Raw genomic sequence first — 19,794 nt, forward strand, 5'->3', positions numbered from 1 at the left:
CAACTCCTTCAACTCGCCTCACCCGGACCCGCTCAGGGCCGATGGGGAGCGAGCCTGAAGGGAGGCATGGATGGACGACGACGCCGAGATCATCGCCGAGTTCCTCGTGGAGTCCCACGAGAACCTGGACCAGCTCGACCGGGACCTGGTCGAGCTCGAGCAGCAGCCGGACTCACGGGAGCGGCTGTCGAGCATCTTCCGCACGATCCACACGATCAAGGGGACGAGCGGGTTCCTCGCCTTCAACCGGCTGGAGCAGCTGACGCACGTGGGGGAGACCCTGCTGTCGCGGCTGCGCGACGGGGAGGTCGTGATGACGCCCCCGATCGCCGAAGGACTGCTCTCGATGGTCGACACGGTCCGCGCGCTGCTCGACGGGATCGAGCGCACCGGACGCGACACCGACCCGGCCGTCGACGTCGACCCCGTCGTCGCGGTCATCGAGGGCCTGCTGGCGGCCGACTCGGTCACGGAGGAGCCGGACGTGTCCCCGGCGGCTCCGTCCGCGACCGAGCCGGCGCCGCCGGTCGAGCCTGCGGCCGTCGCCGTGGAGCCGGTCGTCGAGGAGCTGGAGCCGGAGCCCGTCCCTGCGACGCCGGCCACCGAGGAGCCGTGGGACGGCGTGGAGCGCCGGGCGGTCGTGGACGCGACTGTCCGCGTCGACGTCGACCTCCTCGACGACCTCGTCGACCTGGTCGGCGAGCTGGTGCTCACCCGCAACCAGCTCCTGCAGCGCAGCCTCGGGTCCGCCGATGCCGAGCTGGTGCGTGCGAGCCAGCGGCTGGACCTGGTGGCCAGCGAGCTGCAGGAGTCGATCATGAAGACCCGCATGCAGCCGATCGGCCAGGTCTGGTCGAAGATGCCGCGAGTCGTGCGCGACCTGTCCCACCAGCTCGGCCGTGAGGTCGAGCTCGTGATGGAGGGCCACGAGACCGAGCTCGACCGCAGCCTCCTCGAGGCCGTCAAGGACCCGCTGACCCACCTGGTCCGCAACTCCCTCGACCACGGCATCGAGCCGCCCGACGTACGACGCGCCGCCGGCAAGGACGCGAAGGGCACGTTGAGCCTGCGGGCCTACCACGAGTCCGGCCAGGTCGTCGTCGAGATCGCCGACGACGGCAAGGGCATCGACCCCGCGACGATCGGTGCGGTCGCCGTCGAGCGCGGCGTCGTGACCCGCGACCAGCTGGCGCGGATGGACAACCGCGACATCCTCGGCCTGATCTTCCGGCCCGGCTTCTCCACCGCCGCCGCGGTCTCCAACATCTCCGGCCGCGGCGTCGGGATGGACGTCGTCCGCACCAACATCGAGCGGATCGGCGGCAGCGTCGACGTCTCCTCCGAGCCGGGACGCGGTACGACGACCCGGGTCCGGATCCCGCTCACCCTGGCCATCATCCCGGCGCTCGTGGTCGGGGAGGGCGGCGAGCGGTACGCGATCCCGCAGGCCAACCTGGTCGAGCTGGTGCGCATCGAGGGCGACGACCTGCGCCGACAGGTCGAGGACCTCGCCGGAGCGCCGGTGCTGCGGCTGCGGGGCAAGCTGCTGCCGCTGGTGTCCCTCGCCGAGACCCTCGGCGGCGCCGCCCCCGAGGACGAGGCGCTCACCGTCGTCGTCCTCCAGTCCGACGACGTCCGGTTCGGCCTGTGCGTCTCCGAGGTGCACGACACCCAGGAGATCGTGGTCAAGCCGATCGGGCGCCAGCTCAAGGCGCTGGCCATGTACGCCGGCGCGACGATCATGGGCGACGGCCGGGTGGCCCTCATCCTCGACGTCGCCGGGATCGCCGGCACCGTCGGTGTCGGCGCCACCCAGCAGGACGCGACGGACGGCCGGGCACTGGGCGTCGACGACCGGACGGCACTGCTGGTGCTCGAGGTCGCCGACGGCCGTCGGGCCGCGCTGCCGCTGGCCGCGGTCGCCCGGCTCGAGGAGTTCGGTCGCGACCGGGTGGAGCGCAGTGGGACGTCCGAGGTGGTGCAGTACCGCGACGGGATCCTGCCGCTGGTGCGCCTGGCCGCTGCGATCGGGCTGCCCGACACCAGCGACCAGCGCGAGCAGATCAGCGTCGTCGTCCACGAGACCGGAGATGGCGCGGGTGCCGTCGGCATCGTCATCGACAAGGTGCTCGACGTCGTCGAGGTGGCGGTCAGCGCGAGCGAGGTCGGTCGTCGTACCGGCGTCACCGGCAGCGCCGTCGTCCAGGACCGGGTCACCGACCTGGTCGACCTCGAGGCCGTCGTCGCTCGAACAGGGGTGCCCGCATGACCACGACCACCACGACCGCCCGCACCGCGGAGCAGTACTGCACCTTCTGGGTCGCCGGCCTGTTCTTCGGCGTCGCCGTCGACGAGGTGCAGGAGGTGCTGCGGCGCCAGCCGATGACGCCCGTCCCGCGGGCCGATCGCGCCGTCACCGGCCTGATCAACCTGCGCGGCCAGATCGTCACCGCCGTCGACCTGCGGGTGCGCCTCGGACTGCCCGACCGCGAGGGCGACGAGCTGCCCATGAACGTGATCGTCCGCAGCCGTGGCGAGGTGGTCAGCCTCCTCGTCGACGACATCGGCGACGTGATCGACACCGCCGGCGTCGCTCCGCAGCCCGCGCCGTCGACCATGCCCCGCGCGGTCCAGGACGTCGTCCGCGGCGTCCGTCCCCTGCCCGACTCCATCCTGCTCGTCCTCGACGCCGACCGTGCGGTCGACGTCGCAACCACGCCCGACACCACCGGAGGAACACCGTGACCGAGACCCTGGACCCGCCGGTGAACGGCACCGGCCCCGCCCCGACCGCCCGCAAGACGCGCACGGTCGCGCCCACCGTCGACTACGCGTTGTACGACGCGCTCGACACCGGCGCGTTCGTCGTCGACCGCGACTACTGCGTCCAGTACGTCAACCGCCAGGCCCGCGCCGAGCTGGCCGCCGGCGGCCCCGACATCCCCGAGATCGACCCCGACACCCTGATCGGCGTCTCCTTCGAGGTCATCTACGCGCACCCCCAGCTCGGTGCCCGGGTCACCGCGACCGACGAGCACCTGCCGCTCACCGACCGCGTCACGAGCGAGTTCTCCACGCACGACGCGTCGTTCACCGCGATCCACGACGCCAGCGGCGCGTACGTCGGCGCGCTGGTCACGTTCGAGAACGTCACCGACCGGCTGCGGGTCGAGCAGCAGATGGCGATCGCCAGCTCGATGATGGAGAACAGCCCGACGAACATGATGTTCGCGGACCGCGACTTCGTCATCCAGTACATGAACCCGGCCTCGCTCACCACCCTGCGCAGCCTCGAGGGCGTGCTGCCGGTCAAGGCCGACGAGGTCGTCGGCTCCAGCCTCGACATCTTCCACAAGAACCCCGCCTACCAGCGCGGCCTGCTGGCGACGGTCGATCACCTGCCGCGTCGCGCCGACATCAAGGTCGGCGACCAGACGCTCGACCTGCTGGTCAGCGCGATCACCGACGCGAGCGGCGAGTACGTCGGCGCGATGGCGACCTGGGAGGTGATCACCGACCGGCTGCGGATCGAGCGCGAGAGCGCCGAGGCGGCCGCCGACACCTCGGCCGTCAACAAGATCCTGTCCGGGCTCGGCTCGGCGACCGACGCGAACGCGGCGATCCAGGTCGCGCTCGACACCGTGCGCGGCGAGTTCGGCTGGGCCTACGGCTCCTACTGGACCGTCGACCCCGCCGACCGGCTGCTGAAGTTCGACCGTGAGTCGGGCGACGCGGGCCCGGAGTTCCGGCAGGTCACGCTGCAGGCGTCGTTCGCCGAGGGGATCGGCCTGTCCGGTCGCGCCTGGGCGCAGCGCGACCTGTACTTCACCCAGGACATCGGCGAGATGACCGACTGCGTGCGGGCACCCGTCGCCCAGCGCGTCGGCGTGAAGTCGGGTGTCTGCTTCCCGGTCATCGTCGACGGCGAGGTCGTCGGCACCATGGACTTCTTCGCGACCGAGACCCTCCAGCCGAGCACGCAGCGCCTCGACGCCCTGCGCAACGTCGGCCGCCTGGTCTCGCAGACCATCGCCCGGATCAACCGCGAGGTCCAGGAGCGCGAGGCGGCCGCCGTACTCGCTGGCAAGGTCGCCCAGATCCTCGACGTCGTCTCCGCGGCGGCAACCGGCGACCTGACTCGCGAGCTCGACATCGACGGCGACGACGCCGTCGGGCAGGTCGCCGACGGGCTGCGCGCCCTGATGAGCACCCTGCGCTCCAGCATGGGCAACATCAGCGGCGCCGCCGAGACCCTCGGTGCCGCCGCCACCCAGCTCACCTCGCTCGCCGAGGGCATGGGCGAGGGTGCCTCGATGACGTCCGACCGGGCGGCGTCCGCGTCGAGCGCGTCGGTCCAGGTGTCCGCGTCGATCCAGACCGTCGCCACCGCGGCGGAGGAGATGACCGCGTCCATCCGCGAGATCGCCAAGAACGCCACCGAGGCAGCGACCGTCGCCACCGACGCCGTCACCGTCGCCTCCGAGGCCCAGGGCACCGTCGCCTCGCTGGGGGAGTCGTCCGCCGAGATCGGCCAGGTCATCAAGGTGATCACCTCGATCGCCCAGCAGACCAACCTGCTCGCCCTCAACGCGACCATCGAGGCCGCCCGCGCCGGCGACGCCGGCAAGGGCTTCGCGGTGGTCGCCAACGAGGTCAAGGAGCTGGCCAAGGAGACCGCCAAGGCCACCGAGGAGATCGGCCAGAAGATCGAGGCGATCCAGAGCGACACCCAGGGTGCCGTCTCCGCGATCAGCCGGATCGCCGACGTGATCGCCCGGATCAACGACATCCAGTCGACGATCGCCTCCGCGGTGGAGGAGCAGACCGCCACCACCAACGAGATCGCCCGCTCGGTCACCGAGGCCGCCGCCGGTGCCAACGGCATCGCCGAGGACGTCACCCAGGTCGCGACCGCTGCCGCCGACACCCGCGAGGGTGCGCAGAACACGCTCACCTCGGCCACCGAGCTCACCGGCGTCGCCTCCGAGCTGCGGGACATGGTGGGTCGCTTCCAGCTCTGAGGCAGCCCGGCCAGGTGCAGGGATACCCGCTTCAGCGGGTATCCCTGCACTTCCTGACGTGTGCAACGGTCAGGAACCGCAAGGAAGCGTCAGGAAGTACGACTCGCGAACGACGAAACCCCCGCCCTGGAGGGACGGGGGTTTCGTACGTCGAGCAGGCGGCTCAGCCCACGCGGCGGTCCGCAGCGGGGGGAACCGAGCCGAGCGCCGGGGCGGCGGCCGGCGCCGAGCCCTCCGCCCCGCGCAGCCGTACGGCGAGCAGTGCAGCCTGGGTGCGGTGCTGGAGCCCGAGCCGGGCGAGCAGACCGGTGACGTGGTTCTTGACGGTCTTCTCGGCCAGGTAGAGCTTCTCGGCGATCTGCCGGTTGGTCATGCCCTCGGCGATGAGGAAGAAGATCTTGCGTTGCTGCGGGGTGAGCTCGCAGATGACGTCGAGCGACTTGCGCTGCATCTCCATCTGCTCGACGACGCGGTTGGCGACGGCGGGGTCGATGAGCGAGTGGCCGCCGGCGACCAGCTTGATGCCGTTGAGGAGCGAGTTGCCCTCGATCTTCTTCAGCACGTAGCCGGACGCGCCGGCGAGGATCGCGGCGGAGATCGCGTCCGGGTCGTCGTACGTCGTCAGGATCAGCGCCTTGATGTTCGGGTCGACCGAGCGCATCTCGCGGCAGATGTCGACCCCGGTGCCGTCCGACAGGTTGGCGTCGAGGACGGCGATGTCGGGGCGCAGCTGGAGGATCTCGCGCAGCGCGACCGTGGCGCTACCGGACTGGCCGACCACCTCGAGTTCGGGGTCGGTCGCGAGCAGGCTCGCCACACCACGACGGACGACCTCGTGGTCGTCGACGATGTAGACGCGGATCGGAGTATCGGCTGGCACGGTAAAGATTCTCCGGTGTGACGCGCCGGTGGTCGATCCCTTCGGGACAGGTCGGCACGGAGGATCTGATCTCGTGACCCGGAAGGACTAGTCCTTCGTGGTCGAACGACAGTGCCTCAGCGGGCTCAGCGCGCGCGGAGATCGGCAAGCGCGGCCGAGACGTCGCGCTCGCTGCGCCGCAGCTCGGCGAGCAGGGCGACGATGTCCTGGGTGGTGAGCCGCTCCTCCGCCGTGGGCGGGGCGACGCACTCGGCAGCCTCGGCAGCGGTGATCCGGGTGCCGATCTCGAGGCGGTACGACGTGTCGGTGAGCTCGAACGCGATGTCGGCGACGACGGCGGTGAAGTGCTCGTCGGCCTCCGGGTCGTGGACGACGAGGTGCTCGCCGGGCTCGAGGCCGCGCTGCAGGCCGGCGCCGGTGTGGCTGACCGCGAGCGAGCGGCTGCGCCGGGTGAAGGGGCTGAGCGCCACCACGATCTGCTCCACCACGACCTCCGACGGGACCCGGGGCGCCGGGTGCGCCCTCACACTCTGTCCAACACCGGAGAGGAGCCACTGTTACGCCGGGCGCGGTCCTCTCGTTGATAGTCCGTTCGGGCCATGCTCGATGGCCCGTTGGGGTGGTGACCCGTGTGGGATCGCGCTAGGTTGGGTAGCGACGCAACAGACATGTGGCCAAGCCCACCGCCACACCGCTCTCGAACTTCGGGAGTACTCGATGTCCACCGCTTCGATTCCCACCATCCCGCACCGTTCCGCCGGCTCACCCGCCGGCAGGGTCAGTTCAGCCGAGCGCAGGACGCGGACCGCGGAGCTCTTGGCGAGGGCGCGCGCGTGCCCACCCGGGGAGCGGGACGACCTCCTCGCCGAGGTCATCGTGCTCAACATCCCCGTGGCGCGCACGCTCGCGGCCCGCTACCGCAACCGCGGCCAGTCCTCCGACGAGCTCGAGCAGGTGGCCTGCCTCGCGCTGACCCGCGCCGTGCAGTCCTTCGACCCGGAGCGAGGCGATGACCTGCTGGTCTTCGCCGTCCCGAGCATCCTCGGCGAGCTGAAGCGGCACTTCCGCTCGGCCGCCTGGGCGGTGCGGCCCCCGCGTCGGCTCCAGGAGATCCGCCCGCGCGTGGTCGCTGCCGAGGAGGAGCTGGCCCAGCGCCTCGGCCGGCCGCCGACACCGCGCGAGCTGGCCGAGGAGCTCGACTGCCCCCCGGCCGAGGTCGAGGAGGCGCTGGCCTGCGGTGAGCTCGCCCATGCCGCGTCGCTCGACGAGCCGGTCGCCGCGACCGGCAGTGCGCTCGGCGACCTGCTGCCGACGGTCGATCCGGGCTTCGAGCACAGCGAGGCCGTGGCCATGCTCGGGCCGGCCTGCCGCAACCTCAAGCCGCGCGACCGCCGGATCCTGCGGATGCGGTTCTACGAGCAGTGCACCCAGCAGGAGATCGCCGACGAGCTGGGCGTGACCCAGGTCCAGGTGTCCCGGCTGCTGCAGCGGATCTTCACCGATCTGCGTCGCACCGTCGGCGTCGGGGTAGAACCGGACGGAAGGCCGCGCGCCGCCTGACCCCACCACGCCCCATGCGAACTGGTTCGTGGACTCACGCATTCCGCGACCGGATCGCATGGGGTACGGCCGCCTCACCGCCTCACCGCCTCACCGCCTCCGCGCTCTCCCCTCCCACAGATCGCCCAGGATCAGGCGCAGCACGGCGCGGCGCACCTTCAGGAACGTGACGAGATGACCCCCCGTTGTGCGGGGCGCACCGGGTTCGGGATAGTTCTCGTCGCAGACGGTCCGACGTTCCATGCCGACCTCCTCCGGTCGACTGGGGTACCCGGGCTCCCTGCCCGCATACGGGGCGACGGTGTGACGGACACGGAGGGTGAGATGGGTCGAGGAGTGCCGGGAGGTGACCCGGCGTCGCTGGCCGCGCTGGTGGGTGCTGACGGCTCGCGTCAGACCGGACGCTTCGTCTTCCACGTCGTCGCCGAGAAGTGGGAGTGGGACGACGACGTCTTCGCGATCCACGGCTACCGGCCGGGCGAGGTCGAACCGACCACCGAGCTGATCATGCAGCACAAGCACGAGCAGGATCGTCAGCTCGTGGAGCAGACGCTCCAGGAGGCGATCAGCGACGGTGAGCCGTTCAACGTCTACTACCGGATCCTCGTCGGCGGCGAGGTGCGCAACGTCGTGCTGTGCGGCGAGGGCCAGTACGACGGTGGGCGCACCAGCGGCAAGGCTGACCGTCTGGTCGGCTACTACCTCGACCTGACGCCCGAGCTCGAGGCGGAGACCTCGGCCGCGGCCGACGCCGCGGTCGCCGCGTCCGCGGCGTCCCGGGACACGATCGAGCAGGCCAAGGGCATCTTGATGCTGGGCTACGGCCTCGACGCCGAGGCCGCGTTCGCGATGCTCAAGTGGTGGTCGCGCAACCGCAACGTGAAGGTGCGAGAGGTCGCCGAGCGCCTGATCCAGGTGGCTCGGGAGGGGCATGTCAGCCACCCGGGGCTGCGCCGGTTGCTGGACGCGTTGCTCGACGACCTCACCGCCAGCCGGGCGGCTCGGGGAAACCAGCCCGACTGAGTCCCGACCGTTCCGGTCCTCGTCGACCCGGGCTCCGCCGTACCCGACTCCGCGGGGTCCAACCCGGGGCGAGACCCCGTGTCGTGAACCCGCTGCGGGGTACCGCTGCGGGCATGGACACCATCCCCGACCCCGAACGGCCCGTGTCGCCCGACGAGCCACCGGTCCCCGACGACCCGGACGTGCCGACCGACCCCGAGGCCCCGCTCGACGAGCCGTTGGTCGAGGTCGACCCCGAGCAGGACTACCCGCACACCGGAGAGGCGGAGGAGGGGCGGGGGTGAACACCACCCCGGCCGGCACGCGGGACGGACGACGCCCGCGCCAGCAGATCACCCGCAACCTCAACGAGCTCCTCCAGGAGCTCCGGGTGATGCAGACCGGCGTGCAGATCCTCACCGGCTTCCTGTTGACCGTCCCGTTCACCGACCGGTTCGCCCACCTGACCGCGACCCAGCAGCGGCTCTACCTGGGCATCCTCGTCGCGGCCGTGCTGACCACGCTCGTGATCGTCGCGCCGGTCTGCTACCACCGGCTGCTGTTCCGGCAGGGGCGCCGCGACTGGATCGTGGCCGCTGCACAACGCTGCGCCCTCGCCGGGCTGGTCGGTCTCGCCACAGTCTCGGCGGCGGTCGTGCTCCTGGTGTTCGACGTGGTGCTCGGGACCCGCGCCGCACTGATCGCCGCGGCGGCGGTCGCGCTCGCGTTCAGCCTGATGTGGGGTGCGGTTCCCTGGCGGGGCCGCACGAGGTGAAGCGCTCGCAGCGACCGACCGTCGCCGCGGTCCTCGTCGCCCTCTCGGTCCTCCTGCTCCTCGCTGGTTGCGGTGTCGTGAGCAAGCCCGATGCGGCGGCCTGGGACGACCAGGCGGGACAGGCCCTCGCCGACGCGGCCGGCGAGGTCGCCACCGCCCGGCTCGCACTCGAGTCGGCGCGCGCGGATCGGACGTGGTCGTCGTACACCACCGTGCTGGTGGCCGAGGCCGAGCAGGCGGCCGGGAAGGTCGAGGAGGACCTGGCGCGCCTGCAGGTGCCGTCCGGACGCACCGACGACGCGGCGCAGGTGCTCGACCTGCTCGACCGGGCGGTCGACCTCGTCGGCGAGGCCCGCGCGCACGCCGTCGCCGGGACGTACGACGACCGTGGGCTCGCCGACCGGCTCGACCAGCTGTCCGACCAGCTGCAGCAGGCGGCGCCGTGAAGCGCTACTTCGCGGTTCTGCTGGGGGTCCTGACCGCCATCGGTGGCTTCGTCGACATCGGTGACCTGGTCACCAACGCCCAGGTCGGTGCCCGGCTCGGGTTGTCGCTGGCCTGGATCCTCCCGGTCGGCGTGGTCGGGATCTGCGTGTTCGCCGAGATGTCGGGGCGGATCGCCGCGGTCAGCCGGCGCGCCACCTTCGACCTCGTGCGCGAGCGACTCGGACCGCGGATGGGCTTCCTCAACCTGGTCGGCTCGATGCTGGTCACCCTGCTGACCTTCATCGCCGAGATCGGTGGCGTCGCGCTCGCACTGCAGCTGGTCACCTCGCTCCACCACCTGCTGATCGTCCCGTTCGTCGCGCTCGCCGTGTGGCTCGTTCTCTGGCGCGCGAAGTTCTCCTCGATCGAGAACGTGCTCGGCCTGATGGGCCTCGCGCTGATCGCCTTCGCCGTCGCGTTGTGGCAGCTCGGACCCGACTGGGGCGAGCTCGCCGGCCAGCTGTCGCCAGCCGAGAAGCCGGGAGCGGAGAGCTGGGCGACGTACGCCTACTTCGCCGTGGCCCTCTTCGGTGCCGCCATGACGCCGTACGAGGTGTTCTTCTTCTCCAGCGGCGGCGTCGAGGAGCGCTGGACGGACAAGGACATCGGGGTGATGCGGGCCAACGTGTTCATCGGGTTCCCGCTCGGTGGCCTGTTGTCCGTGGCGATCGCCGCGTGCGCTGCCACGGTCTTCCTGCCGGCCGGCATCTCGGTCGAGACGCTCGGCCAGGTCGGCCTGCCCGTGGCGGTCGGTCTCGGCAAGCTCGGCCTCGCGGTCGTGGTGCTCGGCTTCTTCGCGGCCACCTTCGGCGCCGCGTGCGAGACCGGGCTGTCGACCGGCTACAGCCTCGCGCAGTACTTCGGCTTCCCCTGGGGCAAGTTCGTGCGCCCGAAGGAGGCAGTTGGCTTCCACATGATCCTGCTGCTCGCGACGGTGGTCGCCGCCGGCGTGCTGCTGACCGGCGTCGACCCGATCACGGTCACCGAGATCTCGGTGGTCTTCTCGGCGGTCGCGCTGCCCTTGACGTACTTCCCCATCCTCGTCGTCGCCAACGACCCCGACTACCTCGGCGAGCACGTCAACGGGCCGCTCGCGAACGGGCTCGGGGTGGTCTACCTCGTCGTCATCGCGGTCGCGGCCCTCGCCGCGATCCCGCTCATGGTCGTCACCTCGATGGGACAGGGCTGAGGAGGGTGGGCTGATGGGATCGCTGGCCGGGCGCGACGGGTACGACGTCGGGCTGCACCTGCTCGACCGACAGCTCGTCGCGTCGGACGGTCGGCTGGTGGGCAAGGTCGACGACGTCGAGCTCGTCGTGGGGGAGGACGGCACGCTCACGCCGACCGCGCTGTTGACGGGCCTGCCCGCCCTGCTGCCGCGCTTCGACCTACCGGTGCGCGGGCTGCCACGCGTCATCGGCCTCGACCTGGTCGCGGACGTCGACAGCGACGTGCAGCTGGCCGTCCCGGCCATCGTTGCGACCCTCGTGATGGACCCCGCCCGAGCCGCGGACCCGGCCAGGGTCCGCGTGAGCCACCTGCTCGGCCTCCCCGTCGACTGCGCGGACCTCCCGCGCCATTCGAAGGTCCTCGACCTGCGCATGCTCGGCACGCCGGTCGGCCCGGGCGAGCACCGCGTGGACGCCCTCCTGGTCGGGCCGGGCCGAGCGGGCGCCCTGTTCGGGTACGACCGGCGCAGCGAGCCCGGACCTGCCGCCGTCGCCGGCGTCGTCCGGTGGCTGCACCGCCACGCCCGCGTCGTCAAGATCGGTGCCGGCGTCGAGATCGACCACGAGGCAGCCGAGGTCCGGATCAGGCCCGGCACGTCTCTCTCACCGCTGCGCGGGTAACGCCCGGGGGCAGGTAGGAATCCGTCGCGAGCGAGAAGGAGGAGACATGCCCGGCAAGAAGCACGGACCCGGCATCACGAACCCGGACGCCTACGAGGAGATCCGCAAGGACGGCGCCAGCAAGGAGAAGGCTGCCCGGATCTCCAACGCCATGGCCGCCGAGGGCGCCAGCAAGGTCGGTCGCCGTGGCGGCGAGGCCGGCGACTACGAGGACTGGACCGTCGACAAGCTGCGCGAGCGCGCCCGCGATCTCGACATCGACGGGCGCTCGTCGATGAAGAAGGACGAGCTGATCGACGCACTCCGCCACCACTGAGCCGGGTGGCGCGAACGCGTCGCTTCCTCGCGGGACGCTGCCCGGACGTGCCGATGCCCCCGCGATCGTGGGGACTCGCGGGGTGCGGGGCGGGATCGCTACTCGTCCGGCGGGTGGATGGGGTGGGTGCCGCGGTGGTCGACCCGGAACCGGAACCCGCTCGGGCTGGTCCAGACGTAGGTCGCTGGGGTGGGAGAGTCGTAGCGCCATCGTGAATGGGTCTTGGCACGATGGTGGCGTCGACACAGCGGGACCAGGTTGCACGGACACGTCGGTCCGCCCTCGCCGTGGGGTTGGTGGTGGTCGAGGTCGCACCGGGTCGCGGGGCGCGTGCAGTGGGGGAAGCGGCAGGTGTGGTCCCGCAATGCGACCCGAGTCCTGTGCCGGTCGGGGATCTCGTACGCCGTCACGGGGACGTGATCGGCCAGGTCGATGACCAGGCGCACGATGATGGCGGTGTCCTTCGACTGCAGCCATTCCCGGATCTGGGCGCTGGTGATGGGGCAGCGGCCCTCTTCCCACCGGCCGACCGGGTTCTGGCCGGTCAGGGTGGTGTCGGTGATGTGGACGTTCAGGACCACCTTGCGGCCGAGGTCTCGTGACGGTCGCTGCGCGACCTCCTCGACCTCCGGCGCGGTAGCGATGAGCAGGTCGAGGGAGAGGTCCTGGCGGGCGAGCTCCGCGGCAGCCTTGGAGCGGCGTACGTCGAGGGATGAGTTGTCGCCGAGCCGGCCGAGCACCTCGGCCCGACGGGCAACGGCGAGGTCGAGGTCGTGTCCGTCGGCGGCATCCATGAGTCCGTCGAGGTGGACCAGACCGTGGTCGTCGACGTCCCCGATGTCGAAGTGCCGGTGGTCGGCTGCGTTCTGGCGTTCGGCCTCGGCCTTCTCGGGGTCGAAGCGCAGGACTGCTTCGGTGACGAGGCGTTCGAGCTGGGCCCAGCCGACGCCGGAGGCGTTGAACAGCTGCCGGTCCACGAACGCCGCCGCCTCCGCGTTCAACCCGTGGGTGAGGTCGGCGATCCGTTCGGCCCGCCACGGCGCCAACCTGCCCGTCACGACGGCGTCGTAGACGTTCGGGAGCCGCCAGGCGCACTCGATCACCCGGCCGACGTACGCCTTCCCGCCGTCCGGTGTGCGGCCGAGCACGGCGACGAGCTCCATCAACGCGAACTCCGACACGAGCGGGGCGCCGGGACCGGCGATCGGGGCACCGGTGTCGAGGTAGCCCTCGGTGATCGTCGCCGCACCCTGCGGCCCGGTGACGATGTGCTCGCTGGCCCAGGTGGCGATGTCCTCCCACTCCTCGACCACCAGCTGGTTGCGGGACCGGATCCGCTCACCCACCCGTGACAGCAGAGCTGCTGTCGAGCGGGGCTGGGTTCCGAGATCCATGACTGGATTCTCCCACCTGCCTCCGACACAAACGAATGCCGGAAACCCGCCTGGGGACAGGGGAAACTCGATCGGTGGGGTGTGGAGAATCGACGTCACCAGGTGCATCTCAAGTGTCGTCGCGGGCCGTAGCCCGACCGCCGAACCCAGCCACCTACGGCCCTTCCTCGTCAGCGCCTTTCCGAACCCAACCACGACGCGACCGAAGCGTGCGGACAGTTCCGGCAGCATCCCGGGTGGTCTCGTGACGGTCGCTGCGCGACCTCCTCGACCACCGGGGACGCTGCGCGACCTCCTCGACCACCGGGAACGACAGGGCGGGCCCCTCCGATCGGAGGAGCCCGCCCGTGTTCGTCAGCGCTCGGTCAGCAGATCGTGACCAGCCCGAGCACCCGCTTGCCGGTCGAGGTGACCTGGACGCCGTCGATCCACATCTTGAAGATGTCGCCGTACCCGAGGGCCAGGCCGGACTCGACGTACACCTTCACCTGGTGGCCGCCGTAGCTGCCGGTGACCCAGGCTGCGGCCCTGCCGGACGGCGCCTTCACCTTCTCGAAGCCGGTGAGCCTCGCGGTGAACGGGCCCTTCCTGCCGACCCACAGCAGCGTGCCGGAGGTGGTCCGGCCGTCGCTGCGGACGTCGAGGACCGCGGCGCCCTCGGTCACCCAGATCGCGCCGAAGGCGCGGCCGGCGGTGCCGGTCGGGGCGTCGACCACGGTGACCGTCAGGGTGTCGGTGGTGCGGGCGCCGTCCTTGTCGGCGACGGTGAGCCTCACCGTGAACGTGCCCGTGGTCGCCCAGGCGTGGCTGACCCGGACTCCCGAACCCGCCGACCCGTCGCCGAAGTCCCAGGCCGTGGTGAGCCCGGCGGCGTCCTCGGCCGAGACGTCGCTCGCGGCACCCTCGAGCGCGGTGGTGACGCCCCTGGTGACGGTGAGGTCGTTGCCGGCGTTCGCCGTCGGCGCCACGTTGCGTACGTCGATCGTCTCCGTTGCCGACACCGGGTGGGTGCCGTCGGTCGTCGAGACGGTGACCTCGACCTGGGCCGGACCGTCGGGGAGGGTGAGCTCCACGTCGGTGCCGCTGCCGCTGAGCAGCCCGCCCGACACGGACCAGACCGCGGTGAGCGGCTTGCCCTCGGGATCGGCCAGGTCGGCGTGCAGCTGCACGGTGCTGCCCTCCTCCCCGGTGTCGGGTACGACGACCGCCACCGTCGGCGGGTTGTCGGTCGGCTCCGGGTCGGTCGGAGGCTCCTCGTCGCCCTTCCCGACGGTGACCGTCACGGTGGCGGGCACCGACGACAGCTCCGGGTCGGACGCCACGTAGGTGAACCGGTCGACGCCCTCGAAGCCGTGGTCCGGCGTGTAGGTCACGGTGCCGTCGGCCAGCTCGCCGAGCGAGCCGTGCTGCGGCCCGTCGCCGACCGCGAGCGTCACCCGGTCGGCCACGTCCGGGTCGTAGGCGTCGAGGGTGACCTCGACGGCCTTGTCCACCTCGGTCGCCACGGCGACGTCGGAGGCGATCGGCGCGTGGGCGGGGGTGGCGACGAAGCCCTCGGCGTACACCCGGGACGACAGCTCGTTGCCCACGACCTGCCCGAGGTCGTTGATCGCCGCCGCGGACGACTGCGTCCACGTCGGCGTGCCGGCGACCTGGGTGGACAGCTCGAGGGCGGTCCACTCGTGCTGGCCCTCGACGGTCTGCTGCGCCGCGATGAACGCACGCGGGGTCGTTGCCGAGTTGTTGCGCAGCGTGTACTCACCGACGATCGTGCCCGCGTTGCTGATCGCGTGGGCGACGAAGCGCTGGGGGAAGATGTAGCCGCCGTCGACGTACTTCGTGACACCGTCCTCGTAGGTGAACAGCCGGCTCACACCGCCGGAGGGCGGGGTCGCGGTGCCGACGACGACGCCGACGTCGTTCATCGCGGTGGCCGAGGTGACGGTGTCGGTGAACAGCGTCGGGATCAGCCGTACGCCGCCCTCGGCCGGCCAGAACACCGCGCGGGTGCCGGTCGGGAGGGTCACCGTTCCGCTCGCGCTGCCGTCCGAGGCCACGCCGTTGGCCGACCCCGTCTTCGCGCCCGCGGGCAGGGGGAGGGCCTCGATGCCCTTGTCCGTCCAGCGCACCGGCTTCTCCGGTCCGCCGGCCTCGGCGCTGGCCCCGCCGACGACGTACCGCCCGTCGGACGTGGTGTCGGTGACCCGCGCCGCGCCGCCCGGCCCCAGCGCCGGCAGCACCGTCGGCGCCGTGGCGCCGTGGTCCCACCGCACGGCCTGGGCACCGCTCGGGGCGGTCTGCGAGCCGTACACGGCGCCGTGGTCGTCGATGGCGGTGATCTCCGTGGACGTCGCTCCGCTCGAGGTCGGCAGCACCGTGCCGGTGCCGTTCTCCCACAGCATCGGGGAGATGGTCGCGCCGACCCGGCCCTGACCGGCTGCCTGGCCGACGTCGTTGATGGCCGTGGCGGCAGCCCAGTCGCCGGCGGGCGAGGTGAGCGTGCGGGTGGTCAGCTGCAGGGTGGGGGCCACCGTGAAGCTGAGGTCGCCGGCGATCGCCGTGCGGCCCGAGCCGTCGGAGACGCGCACCCGGAGCCGGTAGGCGCCGGTGGGCAGCTGGTCGCCGGAGGGCAGGTCCGTGGTCCGCGACCACCGGGCGGTGCCGGAGGCGCTGAGCCAGGTCGTCGCGGCGACCCACGTCGACCCGTCCCAGCACCGGCCCGCCTTGTTGCGCAGCTCGAGCTCGACCCGGCTGACCCCGGCGGCGTCGTCGGCGGCCGTGCCCCGGATCGCGGGCAGGTCGGTGACCACGGTCGTGGGCACCTTCACCGTCGCTGTCGGTGCGGCGCCGTCGATGCGCACCCGGAGCGTGCGCTCGGGCTCCTTGGTGCCGTCCTCCGCGGTCGCGGAGTAGGTCACGGTGCTCGTGCCGACGGCGTCGATCGCCACCTCGGCGTGGTCACCGCTGACCGTCCTCTCCGTCCTCTCCGTCCTCTCCGTCGTCCCGGCGGCGCCGCTGGTGCGCCAGGTGATCGAGGCGACCTTGCCGCCCGTCGGGGCGACCGCGTCGAGCGACACGGTGGCCGGACCGGCCGACCAGCCGGTCGCGCTCGGGGCGGGGTCGACGGTGGCGGAGGTGAACAGCGTGGCCTTGAGCTCGTCCAGCTTCAGCTCGTACAGGGCGGAGCGGTTGCCGGCGCGGTCGGTGGCGAACGCCGTGACGACCGGGGTGGTCGCCGGGTCGAGGGCCAGCGGGCCGTCGTACACCTGGAACGTCTTGCCGTCCGTGGAGTACCGCACCTCGGCGACACCGGTGGCGTCGTCCTCGGCGCTCAGCGCGTAGCGGGTGCCCTCGACCGCCGCCACCTTGGTGCCGGTGACCGTCGGCGCGGTGACGTCGGCGGCATCCACGCCGCCGAGCGCGACCGTCGGGGCGACGACCTGCTCGGGGTCGCCGTCGCCGTCCGCGTCCACCTTCAGCACGTTGCGGCCGTCGGCCGTGGTCGCCAGGGCGATCTGCTCACCCTTCGCCACCGGTACGTCGGTCCAGCGCACCGCGGTCGAAGGATGCTCCTGGCTGCCCTCGAGCAGCTCGACCTGCAGGGGCTTGCCGGTGCCGACGAAGGTGGTCGTGTAGCTGACCGTGTCGGAGGCGGGCATCACCACCATCCCGGCGTCCGGCCGGTCGGAGAGCACCTGGCTGACGCCGGGCACGGTGCCGCTGGTGCCGCTCTCCGGGTCCGTCGAGTGGTTCTTCGAGTCGGCCACCTCCAGGTCCGTCGCGTCGACGACCGAGAGGTAGCGCCTGCTGGTGCCGGGCGCCGGGTTGGCGGCGCCGTAGGGGCTGTCCTTGGCCGCCGCTGCCAGCGCCTTGCCGTTCTGCAGGCCGCTGGTGACCGGCTGGAAGCAGGCGTCGGTCTCGAACGACGGGTCCGTCACCCAGCTCTGGTCCTGCGGACGAGGAGTGCCGTCGGCCTGCTTGCCCTCGTCCATCGAGAACAGCCGACGCAGGATCGCGTCGTCCACGTTCGGGTTGCTGGCGAGACCGGTGTGCTCGACGGACTGGTTGTCGTCCGTGTTGCCCGACTGGTACATCAGGATCTCGGCGTTCTCGGCGTTGTAGTTGACGCCGTTGCCGGCGCGGAGGGCGCTGACGATCGGCACCGTGCCGTCGCCGCAGACCATCCGCGTCGACATCAGGTGCTCCGTGTCGCACTCGGAGGTCACCGCCGAGCAGGTGACCTTCTCGCTCGCCACGGTCTCGCCGATGGAGTCGGCGCCCGCCTGCATGCCGGCGATGTGGGTGTACTGGACGCCGGTGTCGTCCCCACGCCAGTCGGTCTGACCCGGCTGGTTCTGGAAGCGGTCACCGGTCGTGCCCGGCAGGAAGGTCTTGTTCTGCTTGTCCAGCAGGGCCTTCACGTCGTCGTAGGCGTAGTTCTCCCAGGCCTTGCCGTTGCCGTTGACGTCCCAACCCTCCTCGCCGAAGATCGGCACCTCGGCGGCGTCGCCGTAGACCCGGCTGGCAGCCAGCTGGTGGGCGGCGGGGAAGCTGCCGACGACGTACTTGATGTCCTCTGCCGGTCCGTTGACCGCCTTGGGCGCGAAGTTCCCGGTCTGCAGCACGTTGACGAGCTTGGGCGCGCCGAGCCACGGCGCGCCGATCGTGATCATCCGGTCGACGTCGGCGCCCTTCGTGTCCAGCACGTAGCGGCGGGCGACGAGGCTGCCCATCGAGTGGGTGACGACGTCGACCTTGCGGTGCGGCCAGAACTTCTTGATGCAGGCGACGTAGTCGGCGAGGCCCTGGGCGCTGGCGTTGTTGTCCCGGCGCCAGTCGTAGGCGTAGACGAACAGGTTGGGCGAGGTCGCGCCCTTCTGGGTGAGGTCGCAGCCGGCCGCGGTCTGCCGCAGCTGCGGCGTCGTGCCGCGGTCGTACTCCTGGTACTCGGCGTTGAGCCGGTCGAGGAGGGTGCCGTAGACGTTCAGCGCCGGGTCGTACCAACCGCCGAAGATGTAGCAGCTCGCGTGACGCAGGGCGTCGACGGCGTTGGAGTGCAGGGGAGCGGTCTTGCCGCGGTCGGCCTCCCACAGGCTCAGCTCACGACGGTTCGCGCCGCACTTCATCCAGTGCTCGACGGTGGGGGTGTCGCCCTCGTAGGTGTTGATCGAGCTGGCGCCCGCACCGTGCACGAACACGACCGGGTCGATCGGTGTCGCGAGCCAGACGGTGTCCGCCCCGTTGTGCTTGCCGACACCGGCGATCACGCCCCTGGGACTGGTCTTCATCGCCTCCTGGAGGTGCCAGGTCTTGCGCTGGGCGGGGTCGAGGAGGCCGTCCATCAGCCGGATCCGGCCGTCCTCGTCCCAGATCGCGGCGTCGAGCGACGGGTTGCTGGGCGCGCCGTCGGTGTAGGCGCCGGCCGCGGTCCCGTCGTCCGCGAGGCCGCGGACGCGGGCCACCGCGGTCGCGAGCTTCTCGTCGACCGGTCGCAGCCAGGTGTACGTGCCGTCCTTCTTGCGCAGGAACGAGCTGAACTTGAAGCCCTCCTGCCCGGGCTCGCCCCAGGCGGACTCGATCACCGCCTGGCCGTTGCCGTTGGCGGCCACCGCCGTCCCGGTCTGGTGGATGAGCGGCGGGAAGCCCAGGCTCTGCCCGGCACCGCTGCCCTGGGGCCACACCGTCGGCTCGGAGTGGGAGAACTCCGGACCCCTGGGACCGTCCGGGTCGACCTCGGTGTGTCCCACGACGGTCTTGTCGGCGGTGATGTCGGTGATGCCCTGCCCGACGGAGTTGCCGAGCGGGTTGAGCTTCGTCATCGCGCCCTTGCTCCACAGGTAGAAGTCGTCCGCGATGTCGAGCACCAGGTCGCCGTTCCCGTTGCCGGTCACCACGCTCATGCCGGTCGAGCCCATCGTGCCCTCGGGTACGACGGTCTGCGGGTCGCCGTAGTAGCCGTAGTCGTTGGGCACCCACTTGACGACGCTGGCGTTGCCCCGGGTGCCGTAGGCGACGCCCTTGTCATCGATGGCCCCGACCCACCAGCGCTTCGCCGGGTCGTGCGGGAGCTCCTGGACGCCGACCCGGGGAGCCCAGACGAACGGCACGGGGACGTCCTCGTCAACGGTGTACTTCCAGCCGGCGACCAGGCCGTTGTCGTTGATCGCGTTGATGTTGCGGACGTTGTCGATCGGCAGGTCGAAGAGCCGGTAGCCGTTGATCGACTCACCGGACGGGGACGACGCGAAGCCCAGGTCGGACTCGTCGCCCGTGCTGCGGGTGGTGTCGACCGGACTGGCGGCCGCCGGCGCGACCGTCGCCGGGGCCAGCCCGACGGCGACCAGGCCGGCGGCCAGGGTCAGGGTTGCGGTGACCCCGGCGAGCCTGCGCCGCCAGGGTCGGGTGGGTGCGGACATGGGTGGATCTCCATCGCTCGGGACTGCGGCGACCGGGGAGGTCGCGACGTGCGCCGAGGCTCGCGGAGGTCACTTGTGTGCAACTTGGGCGGCG

The 19,794-nt window shown here is 71.5% G+C and carries 16 protein-coding genes; 11 read left to right on the plus strand and 5 right to left on the minus strand.

Annotation, left to right across the window (positions count from 1 at the left end):
• The first annotated feature begins 70 nt into the window (after nucleotides 1-70).
• From ACZYRU_RS04770 to ACZYRU_RS04780, 3 genes are read left to right on the plus strand one after another with little or no spacing between them, the layout of a single operon-like run.
• A complete protein-coding gene (locus ACZYRU_RS04770) occupies nucleotides 71-2,269 on the plus strand; it encodes a chemotaxis protein CheA (RefSeq protein WP_488955931.1) in 2,199 nt (732 codons plus the stop codon).
• Nucleotides 2,266-2,745, plus strand: a complete 480-nt coding sequence (locus ACZYRU_RS04775; protein ID WP_488955932.1) for a chemotaxis protein CheW — start codon at nucleotides 2,266-2,268, stop codon at nucleotides 2,743-2,745. Before ACZYRU_RS04770 ends, ACZYRU_RS04775 begins: the two co-directional genes overlap by 4 nt.
• The gene (locus ACZYRU_RS04780; protein WP_488955933.1) at nucleotides 2,742-5,021 is read left to right on the plus strand and encodes a methyl-accepting chemotaxis protein; all 2,280 of its coding nucleotides are present in this window, start codon (nucleotides 2,742-2,744) and stop codon (nucleotides 5,019-5,021) included. The genes ACZYRU_RS04775 and ACZYRU_RS04780 overlap by 4 nt, the downstream gene beginning before the upstream one ends.
• A gap of 163 nt (nucleotides 5,022-5,184) precedes the next feature.
• Here ACZYRU_RS04780 and ACZYRU_RS04785 read toward each other — a convergent pair whose 3' ends face one another.
• Together ACZYRU_RS04785 and ACZYRU_RS04790 are read right to left on the minus strand one after the other, a co-directional pair.
• Nucleotides 5,185-5,901 carry a response regulator gene (locus ACZYRU_RS04785; RefSeq protein WP_488955934.1) on the minus strand — a complete coding sequence of 239 codons (717 nt, stop codon included), beginning with the start codon at nucleotides 5,899-5,901 and terminating at the stop codon, nucleotides 5,185-5,187.
• A 125-nt stretch (nucleotides 5,902-6,026) separates the two neighbouring features.
• Entirely contained in the window at nucleotides 6,027-6,386 is a 360-nt protein-coding gene (locus ACZYRU_RS04790; RefSeq protein WP_488955935.1) for a hypothetical protein, read from the minus strand.
• A gap of 331 nt (nucleotides 6,387-6,717) precedes the next feature.
• Between ACZYRU_RS04790 and ACZYRU_RS04795 the strand changes: the two genes are divergently transcribed.
• A complete protein-coding gene (locus tag ACZYRU_RS04795) occupies nucleotides 6,718-7,461 on the plus strand; it encodes a sigma-70 family RNA polymerase sigma factor (RefSeq protein WP_488955936.1) in 744 nt (247 codons plus the stop codon).
• Between the two features lie 90 nt (nucleotides 7,462-7,551).
• On the opposite strand, the gene ACZYRU_RS04800 is transcribed toward ACZYRU_RS04795, so the two are convergent.
• A complete protein-coding gene (locus ACZYRU_RS04800; RefSeq protein ID WP_488955937.1) occupies nucleotides 7,552-7,704 on the minus strand; it encodes a hypothetical protein in 153 nt (50 codons plus the stop codon).
• 81 nt (nucleotides 7,705-7,785) lie between these two features.
• On the opposite strand from ACZYRU_RS04800, the gene ACZYRU_RS04805 reads away from it, so the two are divergent.
• From ACZYRU_RS04805 to ACZYRU_RS04835, 7 genes are all read left to right on the plus strand, one after another.
• On the plus strand, nucleotides 7,786-8,484 hold the full coding sequence (locus tag ACZYRU_RS04805) for a PAS and ANTAR domain-containing protein (protein ID WP_488955938.1): 699 nt from the start codon (nucleotides 7,786-7,788) through the stop codon (nucleotides 8,482-8,484).
• 113 nt (nucleotides 8,485-8,597) lie between these two features.
• The gene (locus tag ACZYRU_RS04810; protein WP_488955939.1) at nucleotides 8,598-8,768 is read left to right on the plus strand and encodes a hypothetical protein; all 171 of its coding nucleotides are present in this window, start codon (nucleotides 8,598-8,600) and stop codon (nucleotides 8,766-8,768) included.
• Nucleotides 8,765-9,238, plus strand: coding sequence for a DUF6328 family protein (locus ACZYRU_RS04815; RefSeq protein WP_488955940.1), 474 nt, complete (start codon nucleotides 8,765-8,767; stop codon nucleotides 9,236-9,238). Before ACZYRU_RS04810 ends, ACZYRU_RS04815 begins: the two co-directional genes overlap by 4 nt.
• Nucleotides 9,235-9,684 (plus strand): hypothetical protein, encoded by a 450-nt coding sequence (locus tag ACZYRU_RS04820; protein WP_488955941.1) that lies wholly within the window; start codon nucleotides 9,235-9,237, stop codon nucleotides 9,682-9,684. The genes ACZYRU_RS04815 and ACZYRU_RS04820 overlap by 4 nt, the downstream gene beginning before the upstream one ends.
• A complete protein-coding gene (locus ACZYRU_RS04825) occupies nucleotides 9,681-10,913 on the plus strand; it encodes an NRAMP family divalent metal transporter (RefSeq protein WP_488955942.1) in 1,233 nt (410 codons plus the stop codon). Before ACZYRU_RS04820 ends, ACZYRU_RS04825 begins: the two co-directional genes overlap by 4 nt.
• Nucleotides 10,914-10,926: 13 nt before the next feature.
• Nucleotides 10,927-11,574: a hypothetical protein gene (locus ACZYRU_RS04830; RefSeq protein WP_488955943.1), complete on the plus strand. Its 648-nt coding sequence runs from the start codon at nucleotides 10,927-10,929 to the stop codon at nucleotides 11,572-11,574.
• A gap of 46 nt (nucleotides 11,575-11,620) precedes the next feature.
• Nucleotides 11,621-11,890 carry a DUF7218 family protein gene (locus ACZYRU_RS04835; RefSeq protein WP_488955944.1) on the plus strand — a complete coding sequence of 90 codons (270 nt, stop codon included), beginning with the start codon at nucleotides 11,621-11,623 and terminating at the stop codon, nucleotides 11,888-11,890.
• Between the two features lie 98 nt (nucleotides 11,891-11,988).
• Here ACZYRU_RS04835 and ACZYRU_RS04840 read toward each other — a convergent pair whose 3' ends face one another.
• Together ACZYRU_RS04840 and ACZYRU_RS04845 are read right to left on the minus strand one after the other, a co-directional pair.
• On the minus strand, nucleotides 11,989-13,284 hold the full coding sequence (locus ACZYRU_RS04840; protein ID WP_488955945.1) for an HNH endonuclease signature motif containing protein: 1,296 nt from the start codon (nucleotides 13,282-13,284) through the stop codon (nucleotides 11,989-11,991).
• 365 nt (nucleotides 13,285-13,649) lie between these two features.
• Complete coding sequence (locus tag ACZYRU_RS04845) at nucleotides 13,650-19,700, minus strand: PKD domain-containing protein (RefSeq protein ID WP_488955946.1); 6,051 nt, start codon at nucleotides 19,698-19,700, stop codon at nucleotides 13,650-13,652.
• Nucleotides 19,701-19,794 lie beyond the last annotated feature (94 nt).

The organism is Nocardioides sp. F233, assembly GCF_057813895.1.

Coding starts and splice junctions, on each gene's coding strand:
- ACZYRU_RS04840 (WP_488955945.1), bottom strand. CDS start 13,284: ATGGATCTCGGAACCCAGCCCCGCTCGACAGCAGCTCTGCTGTCACGG.
- ACZYRU_RS04835 (WP_488955944.1), top strand. CDS start 11,621: ATGCCCGGCAAGAAGCACGGACCCGGCATCACGAACCCGGACGCCTAC.
- ACZYRU_RS04775 (WP_488955932.1), top strand. CDS start 2,266: ATGACCACGACCACCACGACCGCCCGCACCGCGGAGCAGTACTGCACC.
- ACZYRU_RS04805 (WP_488955938.1), top strand. CDS start 7,786: ATGGGTCGAGGAGTGCCGGGAGGTGACCCGGCGTCGCTGGCCGCGCTG.
- ACZYRU_RS04810 (WP_488955939.1), top strand. CDS start 8,598: ATGGACACCATCCCCGACCCCGAACGGCCCGTGTCGCCCGACGAGCCA.
- ACZYRU_RS04830 (WP_488955943.1), top strand. CDS start 10,927: ATGGGATCGCTGGCCGGGCGCGACGGGTACGACGTCGGGCTGCACCTG.
- ACZYRU_RS04770 (WP_488955931.1), top strand. CDS start 71: ATGGACGACGACGCCGAGATCATCGCCGAGTTCCTCGTGGAGTCCCAC.
- ACZYRU_RS04800 (WP_488955937.1), bottom strand. CDS start 7,704: ATGGAACGTCGGACCGTCTGCGACGAGAACTATCCCGAACCCGGTGCG.
- ACZYRU_RS04845 (WP_488955946.1), bottom strand. CDS start 19,700: ATGTCCGCACCCACCCGACCCTGGCGGCGCAGGCTCGCCGGGGTCACC.